We start from the raw sequence: 16,406 nt of genomic DNA on the forward strand, positions 1-16,406 counted from the left end.
GCGGTAAGGTAGCGCTATTGCCGCCTACCGCAGACCTTGATGGAGAGCACACATGAGCAACCGTATCGAATGGGCCAAACACTCACCTGAGGCCTACAAGGCCATGATCGGCCTGGAAATGGCCCTGGGCAAATCCGGGCTGGAGAACTCGCTGCTGGAGCTGGTACGCCTGCGTGCCTCGCAGATCAACGGTTGCGCTTATTGCGTCAACTTGCACGCCAACGATGCACGCAAGAGCGGCGAAAGCGAAGCGCGCCTGCAGACCTTGAGCGTCTGGGGCGAGACCGAATTCTTCAGCCCGCGCGAGCGTGCAGCGTTGGCCTGGGTCGAAAGCCTGACCCGCCTGCCCGACCAGCGCGCCCCCGAGCACCAGTACCGCACCCTGCTCGAGCACTTCAGCGAAGCCGAAGTGGTCAACCTGACCCTGGCCATCGCCACCATCAACGCCTGGAACCGCTTTGGCGTCGGCTTTGCGATGATTCCAAGCTGATCTGTGTTTGGACACAGACTGTGGGAGCGGGCCTTGCAGTGTTTCAATCAGCCCGCAGGTGTTGGCATCACCGGCGGTGTGTACTGCAAGGTGGTGCCGAGGATCCACAGCAGGAACAGCACCAGCGGCACGTGCACCAGCAACTGCACGAACGAGAAGCCGATCAGGTCGCGCGCCTTGAGCCCCAGCACGCCCAGCAGCGGCAGCATGTAGAACGGATTGATCAGGTTCGGCAGCGCTTCGGCGGCGTTGTAGATCTGCACCGCCCAGCCCAGGTGATACTGCAGGTCATTGGCCACCAGCATCACGTAGGGCGCTTCGATGATCCACTTGCCGCCACCCGAGGGGATGAAGAAACCCAGCACCGCCGAGTACACGCCCATCAGCAAGGCATAGGTGTCGTGGGTGGCGATCTGCACGAAGAAGGTCGAGATATGGTGCGCCAGGCTCTGCGCATCGGCGCCCTGGACCTGGGTCAGGATCGCCGCGATCGAACCGTACAGCGGAAACTGGATCAGCACCCCGGTGGTGGTCGGCACCGCACGGGCCACCGCATCGAGGAAGCTGCGCGGTCGCCAGTGCAGCAAGGCCCCGGCCATGATGAACAGCAGGTTGTAGGTGTTCAGCCCGGAAATCGCGGTGATCGCAGGCTTGGTCGAGAACTCGTTGTACAGCCAGCCGGCCGCCAGCGCCACCAGCAACAGGATCAGGATCGGGCTGTACTCCAGCCACTCGCCCGGGCGGGTCCGCTGGGGCGTCGGCGGTGCCGAGAAGCTCGGGTCGACGCCGCAGGCTTCGGCGCTGCGGGCGCTATTCGGGCCGGGCGCGGTGGCGTAGGCCACGACCAGCGAAACCACCACCAGCGCGGCGAGCATCACCCCCGACTGCCAGAGGAAAATGGTCTCGGTGAACGGGATCACCCCGGTGATTGCCAGGATCGACGGCGGCAGGCTGGCCGGGTTGGCCTGCAGTTGCGCGGCCGAGGATGACAGGCCCAGGGCCCAAACGGCGCCCAGGCCCAGATAGGCGGCGGCACCGGCGGCACGGTAGTCCATCTTCAGGTCGGTGCGGCGCGCCAGGGCGCGGACCAGCAGACCACCGAATACCAGCGACAGCCCCCAGTTGAGCAACGAGGCGACCATCGAGATCAGCGCTACCCAGCATACCGCCGAGCGGCCATTGCTGGGGATTCGCGCCAGGCGGTCGATGAGCTTGACCGCGGGTGGCGAGCTGGCCACCACATAACCGCCAATAACCACGAAGGCCATCTGCATGGTGAACGGGATCAGGCTCCAGAAGCCGTCACCGAAGGCCTTGGCGGTGTCGGCGGGTTTGCCGCCCATGGCCAGGGCGGCAACCGATACCAGCACCACGGCCAGGGCAGCGAACACCCAGGAATCGGGGAACCAGCGTTCGGCCCAGTTCGAGCAACGCAGGGCGAAACGGGCGGAGCGGCTGTCTTGAATATCAGCGGCCACGGGATTTTCCTTTTATTGGTTTTATCGGAACGGCACAAGGCCCCATCGCTGGCAAGCCAGCTCCCACAAGGTCCACTCTGTGGGAGCTGGCCTGCCAGCGATGAGGCCAGCAAGAACTACGAAAAACTCAGATCAGAAGGTCATTTCTTTAACATCATCCGCCACAATCAGCTTGCCAGCGGTCTTCTCGATGATCTCTTCAACCGTCACCCCCGGCGCAGTCTCGCGCAGGATGAACGCGCCGTTCTCGATTTCCAGATAGGCCAGGTCGGTCAGCACCTTGCGGATACAACCGGCGCCGGTCAGCGGCAGGCTGCAACGCGGCAGCAGCTTGGACTCGCCGTCCTTGGAGGCGTGGGTCATGGTGACGATGATGTTCTCGGCACCGGCCACCAGGTCCATCGCCCCGCCCATGCCCTTGACCAGCTTGCCGGGGATCATCCAGGAGGCGATGTTGCCTTCCACGTCCACTTCAAAGGCGCCCAGCACGGTGAGGTCGACATGACCGCCGCGGATCATGGCGAAGGACTCGGCCGAGTTGAAGATCGAGGCACCGGTACGGGCGGTGACGGTCTGTTTGCCGGCGTTGATCATGTCGGCGTCCAGTTGCCCTTCGGTGGGGAATTCGCCCATGCCCAGCAAGCCGTTTTCCGATTGCAGCATCACGTCCATATCGGCCGGGACGTAGTTGGCCACCAGGGTCGGGATGCCGATGCCGAGGTTGACGTAGTAGCCGTCCTTGAGTTCGCGGGCTACGCGTTGGGCCATTTGTTCGCGGGTAAGTGCCATGGTCAGGATCTCTTTGTTGTTCTGGGGTCAGGTCAGGCTTTGACGGTGCGTTTTTCGATACGCTTCTCGAACGTGCCGACGATGACCCGGTCGACATAGATGCCCGGGGTATGGATTTCGCTCGGCAGCAGCACGCCCGGCTCGACGATCTCTTCGACCTCGACCACGGTGATCTTGCCGGCAGTGGCGGCCAGCGGGTTGAAGTTCTGCGCGGTGTTGCGGTACACCACGTTGCCGTAGTGGTCGGCCTTCCAGCCCTTGACGATGGCGAAGTCGCCGGTGATGGCTTCTTCGAGGATGTACTTGCGGCCGTTGAACTCGCGCACTTCCTTGCCCTCGGCTACCGGGGTGCCGTAGCCGGTGGCGGTGAAGAAGGCCGGGATACCGGCGCCGCCGGCGCGCATCTTCTCGGCCAGGGTGCCTTGCGGGGTGAGCTCCACTTCCAGCTCGCCGCTGAGCAGCTGACGCTCGAATTCGGCGTTCTCGCCCACGTAGGAGGCGACCATCTTGCGGATCTGGTGGTCTTCGAGCAGCACGCCCAGGCCAAAGCCGTCGACGCCGCAGTTGTTGGACACCACGGTCAGGCCCCTGACGCCACGGCGCTTGATTTCGGCGATGAGGTTTTCCGGGATGCCGCACAGGCCGAAACCACCGGCCAGTACCGTCATGTTGTCGGTCAGGCCTTCAAGGGCCTGTTCATAGGTTGCTACGCGCTTGTCCAGTCCGGCCATGCTGATCCGCCTTTTGTAGTTGTTGATCCGACAGGGGTGTCGGCGAGCGTTTGAACCATCTTCACCCCTGAGCACTTATTTGTTAATTTTGTTTTTATGATCAATTGATTAATTTTTCAAAAGAATAGTCTAGCCAAATGAACGTCAAACAGCTGCGCGCCTTCGTCACCGTCGCCAAGTACCAGAGCTTTGCCCAGGCGGGCGAACAACTGCACCTGTCGCAGCCGGCCCTGAGCCTGACCATCAAGGCCCTGGAGGACAACCTCGGCGGCGCCCTGCTCAGCCGCACCACCCGCAGCGTCAGCCTGACCCCGGAGGGCGAAGTGCTGCTGCCGCTGGCCCGGCAACTGCTGGCCGACTGGGACAACACCGAAGAACTGCTGCGCCAGCGCTTTACCCTGCAGCTTGGGCGAGTATCGATCGCCGCCATGCCGGCCTTTGCCGGTAACCTGCTGCCGGCGGCGCTGAAGGTGTTTCGCCAGCGCTACCCGCGGGTCAACGTCACTGTGCACGACGTCATCAACGAACAGGTGCTGGAACTGGTCCGCCACCGGCGCGTCGAACTCGGCATCGGCTTCGAACCCGAAGCCAGCGAGCCACTGTGTTTCAGGCCGCTGTACCTGGACCGCTTCGTCGCCGTGGTGCCGGCCGATTCACCGCTGGCGCAACAGCCGCAGGTGAGCTGGCGCGAACTGCTGGCCGAAGACTTCATCGCCCTGCAACGCCCCTCGGCAGTGCGCCTGCTGCTGGAGCAGCACCTGGCCGCCGAACACGGCAAGCTGGCGGTGGCCTTTGAAAGCCATCAGTTGTCGACCATCGGCCGCATGGTTGCCAATGGCCTGGGCGTCAGTGCCGTGCCGGCGCTGTGCATCGGCCAGATGCAGGAGCTGGGCGCGCGTTGCGTGCCGCTGGTGGAGCCGAGTATAGAACGGCGTATTGGCGTGACCCTGCTGGCCGACCATAAACTCTCGGCAGCGGCCCAGGCGCTGCTGGACGTTCTGCTGGAGTGCACCGCCGGCAATCCGCCAGGGTGAGCACGCTCACTCAAGGCAGATCGGCGACATACGTCACCTGGGTGACACCGTTGATAATGCTTGCCGACGCGTAACCGCCGGCCTTGATTCGCGCATCAACCGATTCATGCACCAGCAGGGCATTTGGCAATACTCTGGGGTAAGGCTGGCGAAACGGCGGCATGGCGCCAATGACCAGCTTGCGCCTGCCTTTGCTCCATACCAGCCGCGGCACCCATTCGGCGACCCGCCAGGCATGGTTCATCGAGTCATGGGAATTTGCCAGAGGATCCGGTGCCACGCCGGCCAACGGGTTCAATTGTGCCTGACAAGCCTGGGCGTCCAGTGCCAAACCTGCCGCACCGGCCTGGGCAAACATCCAGCGCAAGGCCACCAGGGCCAGCGGTGATTCGGCAACCGCATAGCCACCACCGACATCACAGTGCACGCCACGAAAAAACACCTCTTTGACATCGGTCGAGTCCGTCGGCTTGGCCCGCCACAAGTGCTGGCGAAAGAAACAACGCCGCTCATCGAGCGACACGGCATGGCGCACCTTCAGCACACTCGGGTTACTGGCGGTATAGGGAATACTGACCGGGTCATAAATCCAGCCCAGGGATTTCACCGTGTCGAACAGGCCAAGAAAGGTGATGTCGAGGTCGCGGCCGAACGTTTCCTTGAACTGGCGCTGCAAGGCAAAATCAGGCTCGTTGTTCTTGTCCTTGTCACGGGCCAGGAGCATGGACCAGGCATAATCGAAAAGATGGGTCTGATGGGCCGCTACCAGCCCCAACCCATGCACCAGTGCGGCAAGCGCCCTGGCCGCGTAAGCACCTCGCGAGAAGCCGAACACGAACACCTGGTCGCCCGGCTGGTATTGCTCGGCGAGAAAACGGTACGCACCCTCGACATTGCGTTTGAGCCCCCAGCCGAAGGCCAGGCCAAAGATCCGCGCCGGAAGCTTCTGCCATTCGAACAGGGTTTCCTTGAGGCCGAACGTACCGACGCCCTGGTCATAGTAAGACAGGACTTGCTGCGGGTCAGGGTTGAGCGCCCGCACAAGGCGCAGAATGTGCGTCGGTTGCTGGCTGAAGCGGTTGTTAGTCCCATCCAGGCATATCACGAGTTGCCGCGCCATGTGCAAAATCTCCTGTGCTGACGCCTCGACTATAGGCCAATGATGCTTCATCGCCATCACCGCCGTTCCAGCAGCTATAGTCAGGTGATTGTGCACAGCAGTAATACCCTCCTCACTGGAGCCTAACCCGATGATCAGGATCGAACGCGGGCCAATGCCAGAGGTGTTTTCTTCAGCGGCGTTTACCAGGCTACGCAGTGATGCCGAGGCGTTCTACCAACAGCCTGCGGCGAAAAGGGCTCAGGCGCGCTTTGGCTTCCAACGCATCGCCGCACGCCTGCACCCGGATATTCGTCTGCTCTGGAGCGAGCGCCAGGTCAACAAGTGCGCGTATTGCGAGCAGTTGGTCAGCCGCCCGGAAATCGAGCTGTTCAGGCCGCGCTACGGCAGCACTGACTTCAGTGGCGGCGTGTCCGATGACCACTATTGGTGGTTGGCGTTCGAGTGGAGCAACTACCTGCCCAGTTGCGCTGAATGCAACGCACTCAAAGGGCCGCGCTTCCCGGTGCAAGGGCCACGGGCCAGAGTCGGTGCAATCGGTGAAGCCCTGCGCCAGGAACAGAACCTGCTGCTCGATCCCGCTGAAGATGACCTTGATGGGGTGTTCCTGTTCCTCAGCGATGGCAAGATCACCAGCGAAACCGAACGCGGTCAGGCCACCATCGACGTGCTGGGGCTTAACCGCAGCAACCTGATCAAGGCCAGGTCGGATGACCTGCGCAATCTCGAACATCTGCAAGCGCTGATGAAGAACAGGCGCCCCGACAAAAAGAGCCTGGAGTACCTGGCTCAAATGGTCAGGCCGCAGAGCCCGTTCTGCGCCATGCGCCGCCAGTTTGTCCGGGCCTGGGCGGAGAAAGTGGTCGCGCAGTTCCCCAGCAGCCATAAGCGCATGGCTGCCTTCCTCAGCTTCAACACCGCGCTGGGTGCCTCAAGCAGCGCGAGTAACAGCAAGACGCTGCGCGATGCCTCCAGAAACCTGACACAAAGAACCAAGGAGCTGGAGTCATTCTCGATCGAGCAATCGCAGCCGCCAGAACAACTGTATCGGATGTCCCAGTACATCGAGCGCGTGGAGTTCAGGCATGTCCGCGCGGTTGACCACCTGCAACTCGAGCCCTCGTTCAGCGATGGCAAGGTCGGCTCCTGGTACATGCTGCTCGGTGAGAACGGCACGGGCAAGAGCACCTTGCTCCAGGCACTGGCGTGCGCGCTGATTGGCCAGAGCGGTGTCGAACGGTTGGGCGTACAGGCCACCGACCTGCTGCAAAAAGGCGCGGCCCGCGGCGAAGTCAGGGTCGAGTTGTCCGGCATGTCGGAACCTATCGTCATGACCCTGACCCGGCGTGGCAATAAAATCAGCATCAAGCCAGCGGAGCCCAAAGTCATGGTACTGGCTTATGGCGCGACTCGTTTGATGGGTAAACCACAGCCAACCGACCCGTCTGCTGCTGCCCGAAGCAAAGTGGAAAACCTGTTCGACCCGACACGTTTCCTCGACAACGGACTACCCTGGCTCAACACCGCCAGTTCGGCAGAATTCAATCGCTTCGCCCGCTCACTGGCGTCGTTGCTGCCCAGCGCCGACGGCGTCGAACTGGTTCGCCGCAACCATCAGATCATCGTCAAGAGCCCCTCCGGGCAAGATACCCTGACCGCTGTCAGCAGTGGCTACCAGGCCGTGCTGGCGTTGGCCATGGACATCATGAGCATCATGCGCCTGGGCTGGCAGGATATGTCCTCGGCTGAAGGCATTGTGCTGATCGACGAAGTCGACGCCCATTTGCATCCGCGCTGGCGAATGCGCATTGTGCAGCGCCTGCGCGAGGTATTTCCGCGGGTCCAGTTCATTGCCACCAGCCATGAACCCCTCACCCTCAGGGGACTGGACAGCAGTGAAATCGCCGTACTGACCCGCACGCTCGACGGCCCGGTCACGGCCATGACCACAAAGAACACTGAACTGCCCTCCCCGCGCTTCATGCGCGTCGATCAACTGCTGGCTTCAGAGTACTTCGGCCTGCATTCGACCGAGGACGTGGAGATCGACCGCCTGTTCGAGGAGTACTACCGCCTGCTGGCCATGGAACAACGCAGCCCTGGCCAGCAGGATCGCCTGCAGGCCGTCAGCGAGCAGTTGCGCGGCAATAACAAGATGGGCCTGACGCCACGGGAGCACATGGTTTATGAAGCGGCCGACAGGTTCCTGGCCGAGCGCATGGCTAGCGCCCGCGAGCTGCCGGCGGAGGATGAGCATGACGCGCTCATCGAACTCAAGAGCCTGTGGGCGGAAATCCAGCTTGAACCCGCCCAGCCTGTGGCGCACGACGGGAAAGGGCCTGAATCATGATCAGGGTACAACGCGGCGCCGCTCCGAGCGTGCTCGATGGGGCGCAGTCAGCCGGCCAGGACGAGACCCTGCGCGCGATCGCGCATATCGTCAATGCCACGCCTGGAACCCCGCCGCCGCCCTTCGAGTTCAGCGTCTACAAAGACCCGGAAATCGTCGAAGCCCTGCGCGTACTGTTCCACAAGAAATGTGCTTACTGCGAATTCAATTACGCCGCCGGTGGACCGGAAGACATCGAGCACTTTCGCCCCAAAGGCGCAGTGGTGATCAATGGCAAGATGAGCAAACCCGGCTACTACTGGCTCGCCGCCGACTGGGACAACCTGCTACCGTCGTGCATCGATTGCAACCGTAAACGCGGCAAGACCTTCGCCGATGACAGCACGGGCATGTCTGGCAAAGCCAATCTGTTCCCTGTGGTCAATGAGATGTTGCGCTGGCGCGACCACGCCGCGCAAAAAAATGAAATAGAGCTGCTGCTCAATCCTTGCGTGGATGACCCCGAGCAGCACCTGGAGTTTCTTGCCAAGGGCCTGGTCCGCCCCAGGACAATCCAGATAGATGCCAACCTGGTGCCCAGCCCGAAGGGGCAGGTCTCCATCGAAGTGTACGGATTACTGCGTCGCGACCTCGTCGAACAACGGCAGCTCAAGGAAAAACGCGTCAAGGCGGCACTGGAACGAGCGCTCAAAGCCATTGAGATGATGCGCCAGGCTGACAATCCGGCGCTCAAGCAAGATCTCAAGGAGCACGCCCGGCAATTGCTCGAAGATGCCAGAAGCCACCTGGCGCCAAATGAACCTTTTCTGGCCGTTGCCCGCACCATTTTCAAGAACTACGGACTCAATTGCTGATGACTGATAGAAAGGACCTCCACGCACGATTGCAAACGCCATCCTCCAGGCTTTCCAGGATTGGCCAGGGCACCTGGTACATGGGCGAAGACCCGGGCCGGCAGCACGCCGAAGTCGCCGCCTTGCAGCACGGCATCGAACTGGGCCTGAGCCTGATCGATACCGCCGAGATGTACGCCGAAGGTGGCGCGGAAAAGGTTGTCGGCAAGGCCATTGCCGGGCGTCGCGACCAGGTGTTTCTGGTCAGCAAGGTGTACCCGCACAACGCCAGCCTCAAAGGCATTCCGGCAGCTTGCGAACGTAGCTTGCAACGCCTTGGCACCGAGCATATCGACCTGTACCTGCTGCACTGGCGCGGCCAGTACCCGCTGGCCGAAACCGTCGAAGCCTTCGAGCGCTTGCGTGCCGAGGGCAAGATCGGCCGTTGGGGTGTATCCAACTTCGATGTCGACGACCTGCGCGAGCTGTATCAGGTGAGCCGCGATTGCGCCGTCAACCAGGTGCTGTACAACCCGTCCCAGCGCGGCATCGAATACGACTTGCTGCCCTGGAGCCACAAGCGCCAGCTGCCGACCATGGCCTACTGCCCGCTGGCCCAGGCCGGGCGCTTGCTCAAGCACCCGACCCTGGCCGAGATTGCCGAGCGCCATGGCGCGACGCCGGCGCAGGTGAGCCTGGCCTGGGTGATTCGCCAGGACGACGTGATCGCCATTCCCAAGGCGGTAGACCTTGAGCATGTGCGCCTGAATGCGGCGGCGGCCAACCTGGTGCTCAGCAGTGAAGACTTGCGGGCGATTGACCGGGCCTTTGCGCCGCCGACGCGCAAGCAGCATCTGTCGATGGTTTAAGGCGTTTCTGAGGGCCTCATCGCTGGCAAGCCAGCTCCCACAAGGGCGGCGCACACCGATCCCCTGTGGGAGCCGGCGTTGCCGGCGATGGGCTGCGTAGCAGCCCCAATCAATGGAAATCCCGGCTCCGCACATCCAGCCCCTGCAACAGCGGGCTCAGATCCTCCAGGCGCTGGGCAATCAGGTGCCGCACCCCGCTCTCGCACTCCAGCCGCCCAGTCACCCGCAGCAGTTGCGAGCCCACCAGCACCCGGCGCTGACGCTCGGCCAGGTCGCGCCAGACCACTACGTTGACGTTGCCGAACTCGTCTTCAAGGGTGACGAAAGTCACCCCGCTGGCCGTCCCCGGCCGCTGACGCCCGGTCACCAGCCCCGCCACGCTGACCCGGTCGCCGTGCCCGGCCTGCTCCAGCGCCTGCGCACTGCGGCAACCCAGGGCATTGAGGCGGCGGCGCAGCAAGGTCAGCGGATGCGGGCCGAGGGTGGTGCCGACGCTGGCGTAGTCGGCGAACATGTCCTCGCTCAGCGACGGCTGCGGTAAATCCACCGGCTCTTCCAGCGGGGCCTCGATGCCGGCGAACAACGGCAACTGCGCCTGCACCGCCGCCACGCTCCAGCGCGCCCGGTAGCGGTCGCTGGCCAGGCCACGCAAGGCCCCGGCATCGGCCAACAACTCACGGCCACGGGCATCCAGGCGCGCCCGCTCGCACAGGTCGCTGACATCACGCCAGCCGCGCTCGGCCCGGGCCTGTTCGATACGCTGGGCATCCTGCTGACGAAAGCCGCGCACCTGGCGCAGGCCCAGGCGAATGGCCAGGGCCTGCCCTGCCCCCGGCTCCAGGCTGCAGTCCCAGTCGCTGTGGCAGACATCCACCGGACGGATCTCGATACGGTGGCGGCGGGCGTCCTGCAAAATCTGGTCGGGGCTGTAGAAGCCCATGGGCCAGCTGTTGATCAACGCGCAAGCAAAGATCGCCGGCTCATGACACTTGAGCCAGCAACTGGCGTAGGTCAGCAAGGCGAAGCTGGCGGCGTGGGATTCAGGAAAACCATAACTGCCAAAGCCCTTGATCTGCTCGAAGATGCGTTCGGCAAATGCTGCGCTGTAGCCGTTGTCGAGCATGCCCCGGGTCAGCCGTTCGCGGTGCGGCTCCAGGCCGCCGTGGCGCTTCCAGGCGGCCATGGCCCGGCGCAACTGGTCGGCCTCGCCCGCCGAGTAACCGCCGGCAACCATGGCCAGTTCCATCACCTGTTCCTGAAACAGCGGCACACCGAGGGTGCGTTCGAAGACCTGCTTCAGCGCCTCGGACGGATAGCTCACCGGCTCAAGCCCCTGGCGCCTGCGCAGGTAGGGGTGAACCATGTCGCCCTGGATCGGCCCGGGGCGGACGATAGCCACCTCGATCACCAGGTCGTAGAAGTTCTTCGGCTTGAGCCGCGGCAGCATGGCCATCTGCGCCCGCGACTCGATCTGGAACACGCCGACGGTGTCGGCGCGGCCGATCATGTCGTAGGTCGCCGTGCAGTCGGCCGGGATGCTTGCCAGGGTCAGCTCGCGGCCGCGATGGCGATACAGCAGGTCGAAACAACGGCGCAAGGCGCTGAGCATGCCCAGGGCAAGGATATCGACCTTGAGCAGGCCGACCAGGTCGAGGTCGTCCTTGTCCCACTGGATCACCGTGCGCTCGTCCATGGCGGCGTTTTCCACCGGCACCAGGCTGTCCAGCGGCTGTTCGGAAATCACGAAGCCACCCGGGTGCTGGGACAGGTGGCGGGGAAAACCGATCAGTTCGCCGGTCAACGCCAGCACCCGGCGCAGCCACGGGCTGTCGGGGTCGAAACCGGCTTCGCGCAGTAGCTCGGGTGGTGGCAGGCGGTCGCTCCAGCGCCCGCAGCAATCAGCCAGGGCGTTGATCTGCTGCACCGGCAAACCCAGCACCCGGGCGATATCGCGCACCGCACCGGCGGCGTGATAGGTGCTGGCCACTGCGGTGAGTGCCGCGCGGTGACGGCCATAGCGGCGGAACACGTACTGCAGCACCTCTTCGCGGCGATCGTGTTCGAAGTCGACGTCGATGTCCGGCGGCTCGTCGCGCTCGCGGGACAAAAAGCGCTCGAACAGCAGGTGGCTTTTCATCGGGTCGAGCTCGGTGATGCCGAGCACGAAGCACACCACCGAGTTGGCCGCCGAGCCACGCCCCTGACAGAGAATGCCCTGGCCCCGGGCAAAGTTGACGATGTCGTGAACGGTAAGGAAGTAGCTTTCGTAGTTGAGCTCGGCAATCAGTTCCAGCTCATGCTCCAGGGACTGGCGAGCCTTGTCGCCGATACCTTCGGGCCAACGCCAGCACTGGCCCTGCTCGCACAGATGACGCAGCCAGGCGCTGGCCGTCTGGCCTTCAGGCACCAGTTCGCGGGGGTACTGATAGCGCAACTGGCCAAGGTCGAAACGGCAACGCGCGGCAATGCGCAGGCTTTCCTCAAGCAATGCCGGCGGATACAGCTCGGCCAGTTGCGCCAGCGGGCGCAGGTGCCGCTCGCCATTGGCGAACAGGCGCTGCCCGGCCTCGGCAACGCTGCAGTGATGGCGGATGGCAGTCATGCTGTCCTGCAGGGCGCGGCGGCCGCGGGCATGCATGTGCACATCGCCGCTGGCCACCGCGGCGATGCCGAGGCTGTCGGCCAGGGCCAGCAGTTGTTGCAGGCGCCGCGGGTCATCCGGGCCACGGTGCAGCTCGACCGCCAGCCATAGCCGCTCGGCGAACACCTCGCGCAACCAGCGGCCGGTGGCCAGGTCATGCTCGGCGCCGTCCGGCACCCATAGCGCCAACAGGCCTTCCAGGGGTTTGTCGAAATCTTCGCGCAGCAACTGGTACTCGCCCTTCTTCGCCCGTCGCCGGCCGAGGGTGATGAGCTTGCACAGGTGCTGGTAACCCGTGAGGTTCTCCGCCAGCAGCACCAGCTTGGGGCCGTCGTGCAGGCGCACTTCGCTGCCGACGATCAGCGCCAGGTCCGCCGCCCTGGCCGCCTGCCAGGCGCGGACGATACCGGCCAGGGTGCACTCGTCGGTGATCGCCAGGGCCTGGTAGCCATGCTGGCGGGCACGCTGGAACAGCTCCTGGGCACTGGAGGCGCCACGCTGGAAACTGAAGTTGGACAGGCAATGCAGTTCGGCGTAACCCGGCGTGTTCATGCGAACCAGCCCTGCAGCCACAACGGGCCGTCTTCACCGAGGGTGCGGTAGGCCCAGCCCTGCAAACCGCTGGCGGTGCGCACCCGGTAGTAGTCACGGCGCACATCGCCGCCGTCCCACCAGCCGGACTCGATGCGCTCGGCGCCGGTCAGCAGGTGCACGCCAGTCCCCGGCAAGGCCTGGGGCTCGACCAGCAACCAGCCCGGGCGCGGCGCACTCGACAATGGCGGCGCCTGACGCGGCCCGTTACCGCTGTGCCAGGCGCATTCCGGGCGGTGATCGGCCTGGGCCGTGAGACCGCGCACCGCCTCGTCGCCAAGCCGTGCGCGCAGGCGTTCGCGCAGTTGCTCCCAGGGCTGGTTCTGCTGTGGGCGCGGGTCGAACAGCTCGGTGCGTTGTGGCACAAACGCCGGCAGGTCTTCGGCCAGCAGGCGCAGGTTGCGCACCGGTGCGGCAATCTGCAGTTGCTCAAGGCGGCCACGGGCCAGCTCGAACAGCATCGACGGGTCACGCTCGGCCGCCAGCAGGCCGACCGGCACGCAGGTGTCGGGCCCTTCGCCATGCTCCAGGTGCAGGGCAAAGCGCTGCACGCCGCTGTCACGCCCGGCAAGGAAAGCGGCAAGGTCGTTGATCAGCCGGCGCAGGGGGAACAGCAAGGCCTGATGGGATTCGACATCGAAGTTCAGTTCCAGGCGCGCATCGAAGCGGTCCGGCGGCAAATAGAATTCCAGGGCCATGGGTCGCCGCCCGAGCAGGCGGTCCAGGTGCAGTTGCACCGGTGCGGCAAAGCGCCGGGCCAGGGCGTCACGAGGCAAGGCCAGGACCTGGCCGAGCTGGCGCAGGCCCATGCGCGCAAAGGCGCTGGCGGCCTCGGCGGGCAGGCCGACACGGTCGATGGGCATCTGCTCCAGCGCCACGCGGGTTTGCTGCGGGCACTCCAGGGCCAGGCCATCGTGAACATTGGCGAGCATGCGCGCCGCCACCGGGTTGCTGGCCAGGACAATACGGTGACGAAAACCCAGGGCCCTCAGCTCGGCACGCAGCCGCGCTTCAAAGGCTGGCCAGGGCCCGAACAGGCCGAGGCTGGATTCGACTTCGAGCAACAGCACCCGCGGGTAATGCAGGCTGACCTGGGAGCTGAAGCGGTAGGCCCAGGCGGCCAAAAATTGCTGCCACTGCTCGATGGCTGCCGGGTCGTGCTCGACGCAGGTAAAACTGCCGGCCAGGGCCTGGGCGGTGGTCAGCGACTGTCCGGCGCGCAGGCCCAAGGCGGCCGCCGGTGGATTGACCGCCTGCAAGACCCGGCGCTGGGCCGGGCCGCTGAGCAGCACCAGCGGCGTGTCGACGTCGTCGCGAGCACGCAGCACGGCATCGAGTGCCAGCTGCGGCAGCAGGATACAGGCCCAGAGCATGATCCATCAGCCTCGCCCGGGACAGGCAATGGGCGTGGCCGGGGCCAGGCCGCCCCGGCACTTGAGCACCCGCCATTGGGCCGGCTGGGCATCGACGGCAATGCGCAGTGCCGCCGGCGACGGGTTGAGCGCGGCCTGTTGCGGGCGACAGGCAAAGGCCAGGGTCTGGCCGCTTTCGGCAGCGACCTGCAAGCGGCGCAAGGCGCGATCATCCGCTTTATGCGGCCAGCACAGCACGGCGCCGCAACTGCCCGAGCGCAAACACTGCTCGGCGGCCCAGAGCACCTCGCTTGGCCCCGCCTGGACCACCGCCAACCACTGCAGATCGACCCCTGCCGCCTGCCAGGCCGGTGGGTAGGGAATGAACGGCGGGGCAATCAGCACCACCCGCTCGCCGGCCTGGGTCAGGCGCGCCAGGCTGGGCCACAGCAGTTGCAGCTCGCCACAGCCTTCTGCCGCCAGCAGCAGTTCGGTCAGTGCCCCGGCCGGCCAGCCGCCACCGGGCAGTGCCGCATCCAGGGCAGCATGACCGGTGGGCTGCAGGCCCTGGGGCAAGGCCTGCGGCCGGCCCTTCCAGACCCGTTGCTGGTCGAGCAGGCCGTCGAGGCTGACCACCGCGCCCATCAGCCGCGCCTCACCAGGCCGCAGAACACCCCTTCGATGACGAAGTCGTGCTCCGGGCCAACCTCGATGGGGGCATACGCCGGGTTGCGCGGCAGCAGACGGTAATGCCCGCCGGCGCGTTCGAAGCGCTTGATGGTCACCTCGCCGTCCAGGCGCGCGACGATGATCTGCCCGTCACGGGCGTCGGCCTGCTGCTTGATGCCGACCAGGTCGCCATCGAGGATGCCGTCGTCGATCATCGAGTCGCCCCGCACCTTGAGCAGGTAGTCCGGGGAGCGGCTGAACAAGTGTGCGTCGAGCATCAGCTGTTCGTGGATATCCACGTCCGGGCCGATCGGCCGGCCGGCGGCGACCTGGCCGAGCACGGGGATCTCCAGCACCTCGGGGCGGCGCAAGGCGCCGGCCAGGCGAATGCCACGGGCCTGGTTGGGGGTGACCTCGATGAAGCCGGCTTCGGTCAGCGCCTGGATATGCTTACGCGCGACACTGCGCGAGGCAAAACCGAAAGCCGTGGCGATATCGGCCAGGCTCGGCGGCTGGGCCTGATCGGCGATGCGCTGACGAATGAAGTCGAGGATAGCGCGGCGTTTGGGCGATAGTTTATTCATGGAGTACATTTGTACTCTTTTCCTACGCATCTGGCCAGCCCCGCTGATCCGGTTATCATGCTCGGCCACCGCAGCGGAAGCCGACCATGCTTGATGCCCTGTTGTTCGACCTCGACGGTACCCTGACCGATACCGACAAACTCCACCTGCTGGCCATGCAACAGCTGTTGCTCGAAGAAGGCCGGGTGTTCACCGAAGCGGAGTTCGATGCCCACGTCAGCGGCCGGGCCAATGCCGACTTGTGCCGCTATCTGTTCCCTGACCGGCCGGTGAGCGAGCACCAGCAGTTTGCCGACCGCAAGGAGGCGCGCTTTCGCGCCCTGTCGCCCACCTTGCAGCCTACCGCCGGCCTGCTGCGCCTGCTCGAGCATGCCGAGCGCCAGCGCATCGGCGTTGCCGTGGTCACCAACGCGCCGCGGGCCAACGCCGTGCACATGCTCGGCGCCATGGGCCTGAATGAACGCTTTGAACATGTACTGGTGGCCGAAGAACTGGCCCGGGCCAAGCCCGACCCGCTGCCCTACCTCACCGGCCTTGAGCGCCTGCAGGCGCGGGCGGCACAGTCGCTGGCGTTCGAGGACTCGGTGCCGGGGGTGAAGGCGGCCAGTGGCGCGGGGATCTTCACCGTCGGGCTGTCGACCAGCCAGCGGCCCGAGGCCTTGCTTGAGGCCGGTGCGCAACTGGTGGTGAAGGATTTCGAGGATGAGCGGCTGTGGGCGTTGATCGGGCGGATGTCTGGCTGAAGACCGCGGCGCGCCCATCGCTGGCAAGGCCAGCTCCCACAGGGTCCCGGTGCATACAGGTCTCTGTGGGAGCCGGCCTTGCCGGCGATAGCTTCACCACCGTTCATCAGCCCTGCACTCACCCCTGTCGAA

Annotated in this window: 14 protein-coding genes; 6 read left to right on the forward strand and 8 right to left on the reverse strand. The window is 64.7% G+C overall.

Annotated elements, in window-relative coordinates; translation table 11 throughout:
- The first annotated feature begins 52 nt into the window (after positions 1-52).
- The gene (locus ABM562_RS13885) at positions 53-490 is read left to right on the forward strand and encodes a carboxymuconolactone decarboxylase family protein (protein ID WP_460422352.1); all 438 of its coding nucleotides are present in this window, start codon (positions 53-55) and stop codon (positions 488-490) included.
- Between the two features lie 47 nt (positions 491-537).
- Here the strand turns inward: ABM562_RS13885 and ABM562_RS13890 are convergent, their stop codons facing one another.
- From ABM562_RS13890 to ABM562_RS13900, 3 genes are all read right to left on the reverse strand, one after another.
- Positions 538-1,968: a short-chain fatty acid transporter gene (locus ABM562_RS13890; protein WP_134063190.1), complete on the reverse strand. Its 1,431-nt coding sequence runs from the start codon at positions 1,966-1,968 to the stop codon at positions 538-540.
- Between the two features lie 132 nt (positions 1,969-2,100).
- Complete coding sequence (locus ABM562_RS13895) at positions 2,101-2,757, reverse strand: CoA transferase subunit B (RefSeq protein ID WP_115087241.1); 657 nt, start codon at positions 2,755-2,757, stop codon at positions 2,101-2,103.
- Positions 2,758-2,789: 32 nt separating this feature from the next.
- Entirely contained in the window at positions 2,790-3,488 is a 699-nt protein-coding gene (locus ABM562_RS13900) for a CoA transferase subunit A (protein ID WP_115087242.1), read from the reverse strand.
- Between the two features lie 137 nt (positions 3,489-3,625).
- On the opposite strand from ABM562_RS13900, the gene ABM562_RS13905 reads away from it, so the two are divergent.
- Complete coding sequence (locus tag ABM562_RS13905; RefSeq protein ID WP_115087243.1) at positions 3,626-4,522, forward strand: LysR family transcriptional regulator; 897 nt, start codon at positions 3,626-3,628, stop codon at positions 4,520-4,522.
- Positions 4,523-4,532: 10 nt separating this feature from the next.
- Here the strand turns inward: ABM562_RS13905 and ABM562_RS13910 are convergent, their stop codons facing one another.
- Entirely contained in the window at positions 4,533-5,642 is a 1,110-nt protein-coding gene (locus ABM562_RS13910; protein WP_115087244.1) for a phospholipase effector Tle1 domain-containing protein, read from the reverse strand.
- Between the two features lie 130 nt (positions 5,643-5,772).
- Here ABM562_RS13910 and ABM562_RS13915 point away from each other — a divergent pair, with 130 nt between their 5' ends.
- The 3 genes from ABM562_RS13915 to ABM562_RS13925 are packed head-to-tail and all read left to right on the forward strand — an operon-like array spanning position 5,773 to position 9,694.
- Positions 5,773-7,992 carry an AAA family ATPase gene (locus tag ABM562_RS13915; protein WP_460422355.1) on the forward strand — a complete coding sequence of 740 codons (2,220 nt, stop codon included), beginning with the start codon at positions 5,773-5,775 and terminating at the stop codon, positions 7,990-7,992.
- Complete coding sequence (locus tag ABM562_RS13920; RefSeq protein ID WP_346617379.1) at positions 7,989-8,846, forward strand: HNH endonuclease family protein; 858 nt, start codon at positions 7,989-7,991, stop codon at positions 8,844-8,846. Before ABM562_RS13915 ends, ABM562_RS13920 begins: the two co-directional genes overlap by 4 nt.
- Positions 8,846-9,694, forward strand: a complete 849-nt coding sequence (locus ABM562_RS13925) for an aldo/keto reductase (protein WP_115087247.1) — start codon at positions 8,846-8,848, stop codon at positions 9,692-9,694. The genes ABM562_RS13920 and ABM562_RS13925 overlap by 1 nt, the downstream gene beginning before the upstream one ends.
- Positions 9,695-9,803: 109 nt before the next feature.
- Here the strand turns inward: ABM562_RS13925 and ABM562_RS13930 are convergent, their stop codons facing one another.
- The 4 genes from ABM562_RS13930 to lexA are packed head-to-tail and all read right to left on the reverse strand — an operon-like array spanning position 9,804 to position 15,540.
- A complete protein-coding gene (locus tag ABM562_RS13930; protein WP_460422357.1) occupies positions 9,804-12,908 on the reverse strand; it encodes an error-prone DNA polymerase in 3,105 nt (1,034 codons plus the stop codon).
- A complete protein-coding gene (locus tag ABM562_RS13935; RefSeq protein WP_460422359.1) occupies positions 12,884-14,299 on the reverse strand; it encodes a Y-family DNA polymerase in 1,416 nt (471 codons plus the stop codon). The genes ABM562_RS13930 and ABM562_RS13935 overlap by 25 nt, the downstream gene beginning before the upstream one ends.
- Positions 14,300-14,305: 6 nt before the next feature.
- Entirely contained in the window at positions 14,306-14,923 is a 618-nt protein-coding gene (imuA, locus tag ABM562_RS13940; protein ID WP_115087250.1) for a translesion DNA synthesis-associated protein ImuA, read from the reverse strand.
- Positions 14,923-15,540, reverse strand: coding sequence for a transcriptional repressor LexA (gene lexA / locus ABM562_RS13945; protein ID WP_233674252.1), 618 nt, complete (start codon positions 15,538-15,540; stop codon positions 14,923-14,925). The genes imuA and lexA overlap by 1 nt, the downstream gene beginning before the upstream one ends.
- A gap of 77 nt (positions 15,541-15,617) precedes the next feature.
- On the opposite strand from lexA, the gene ABM562_RS13950 reads away from it, so the two are divergent.
- Positions 15,618-16,274, forward strand: coding sequence for an HAD family hydrolase (locus ABM562_RS13950; protein ID WP_115087251.1), 657 nt, complete (start codon positions 15,618-15,620; stop codon positions 16,272-16,274).
- Positions 16,275-16,406: the final 132 nt, after the last annotated feature.

This window comes from Pseudomonas sp. ZL2 (assembly GCF_054788455.1).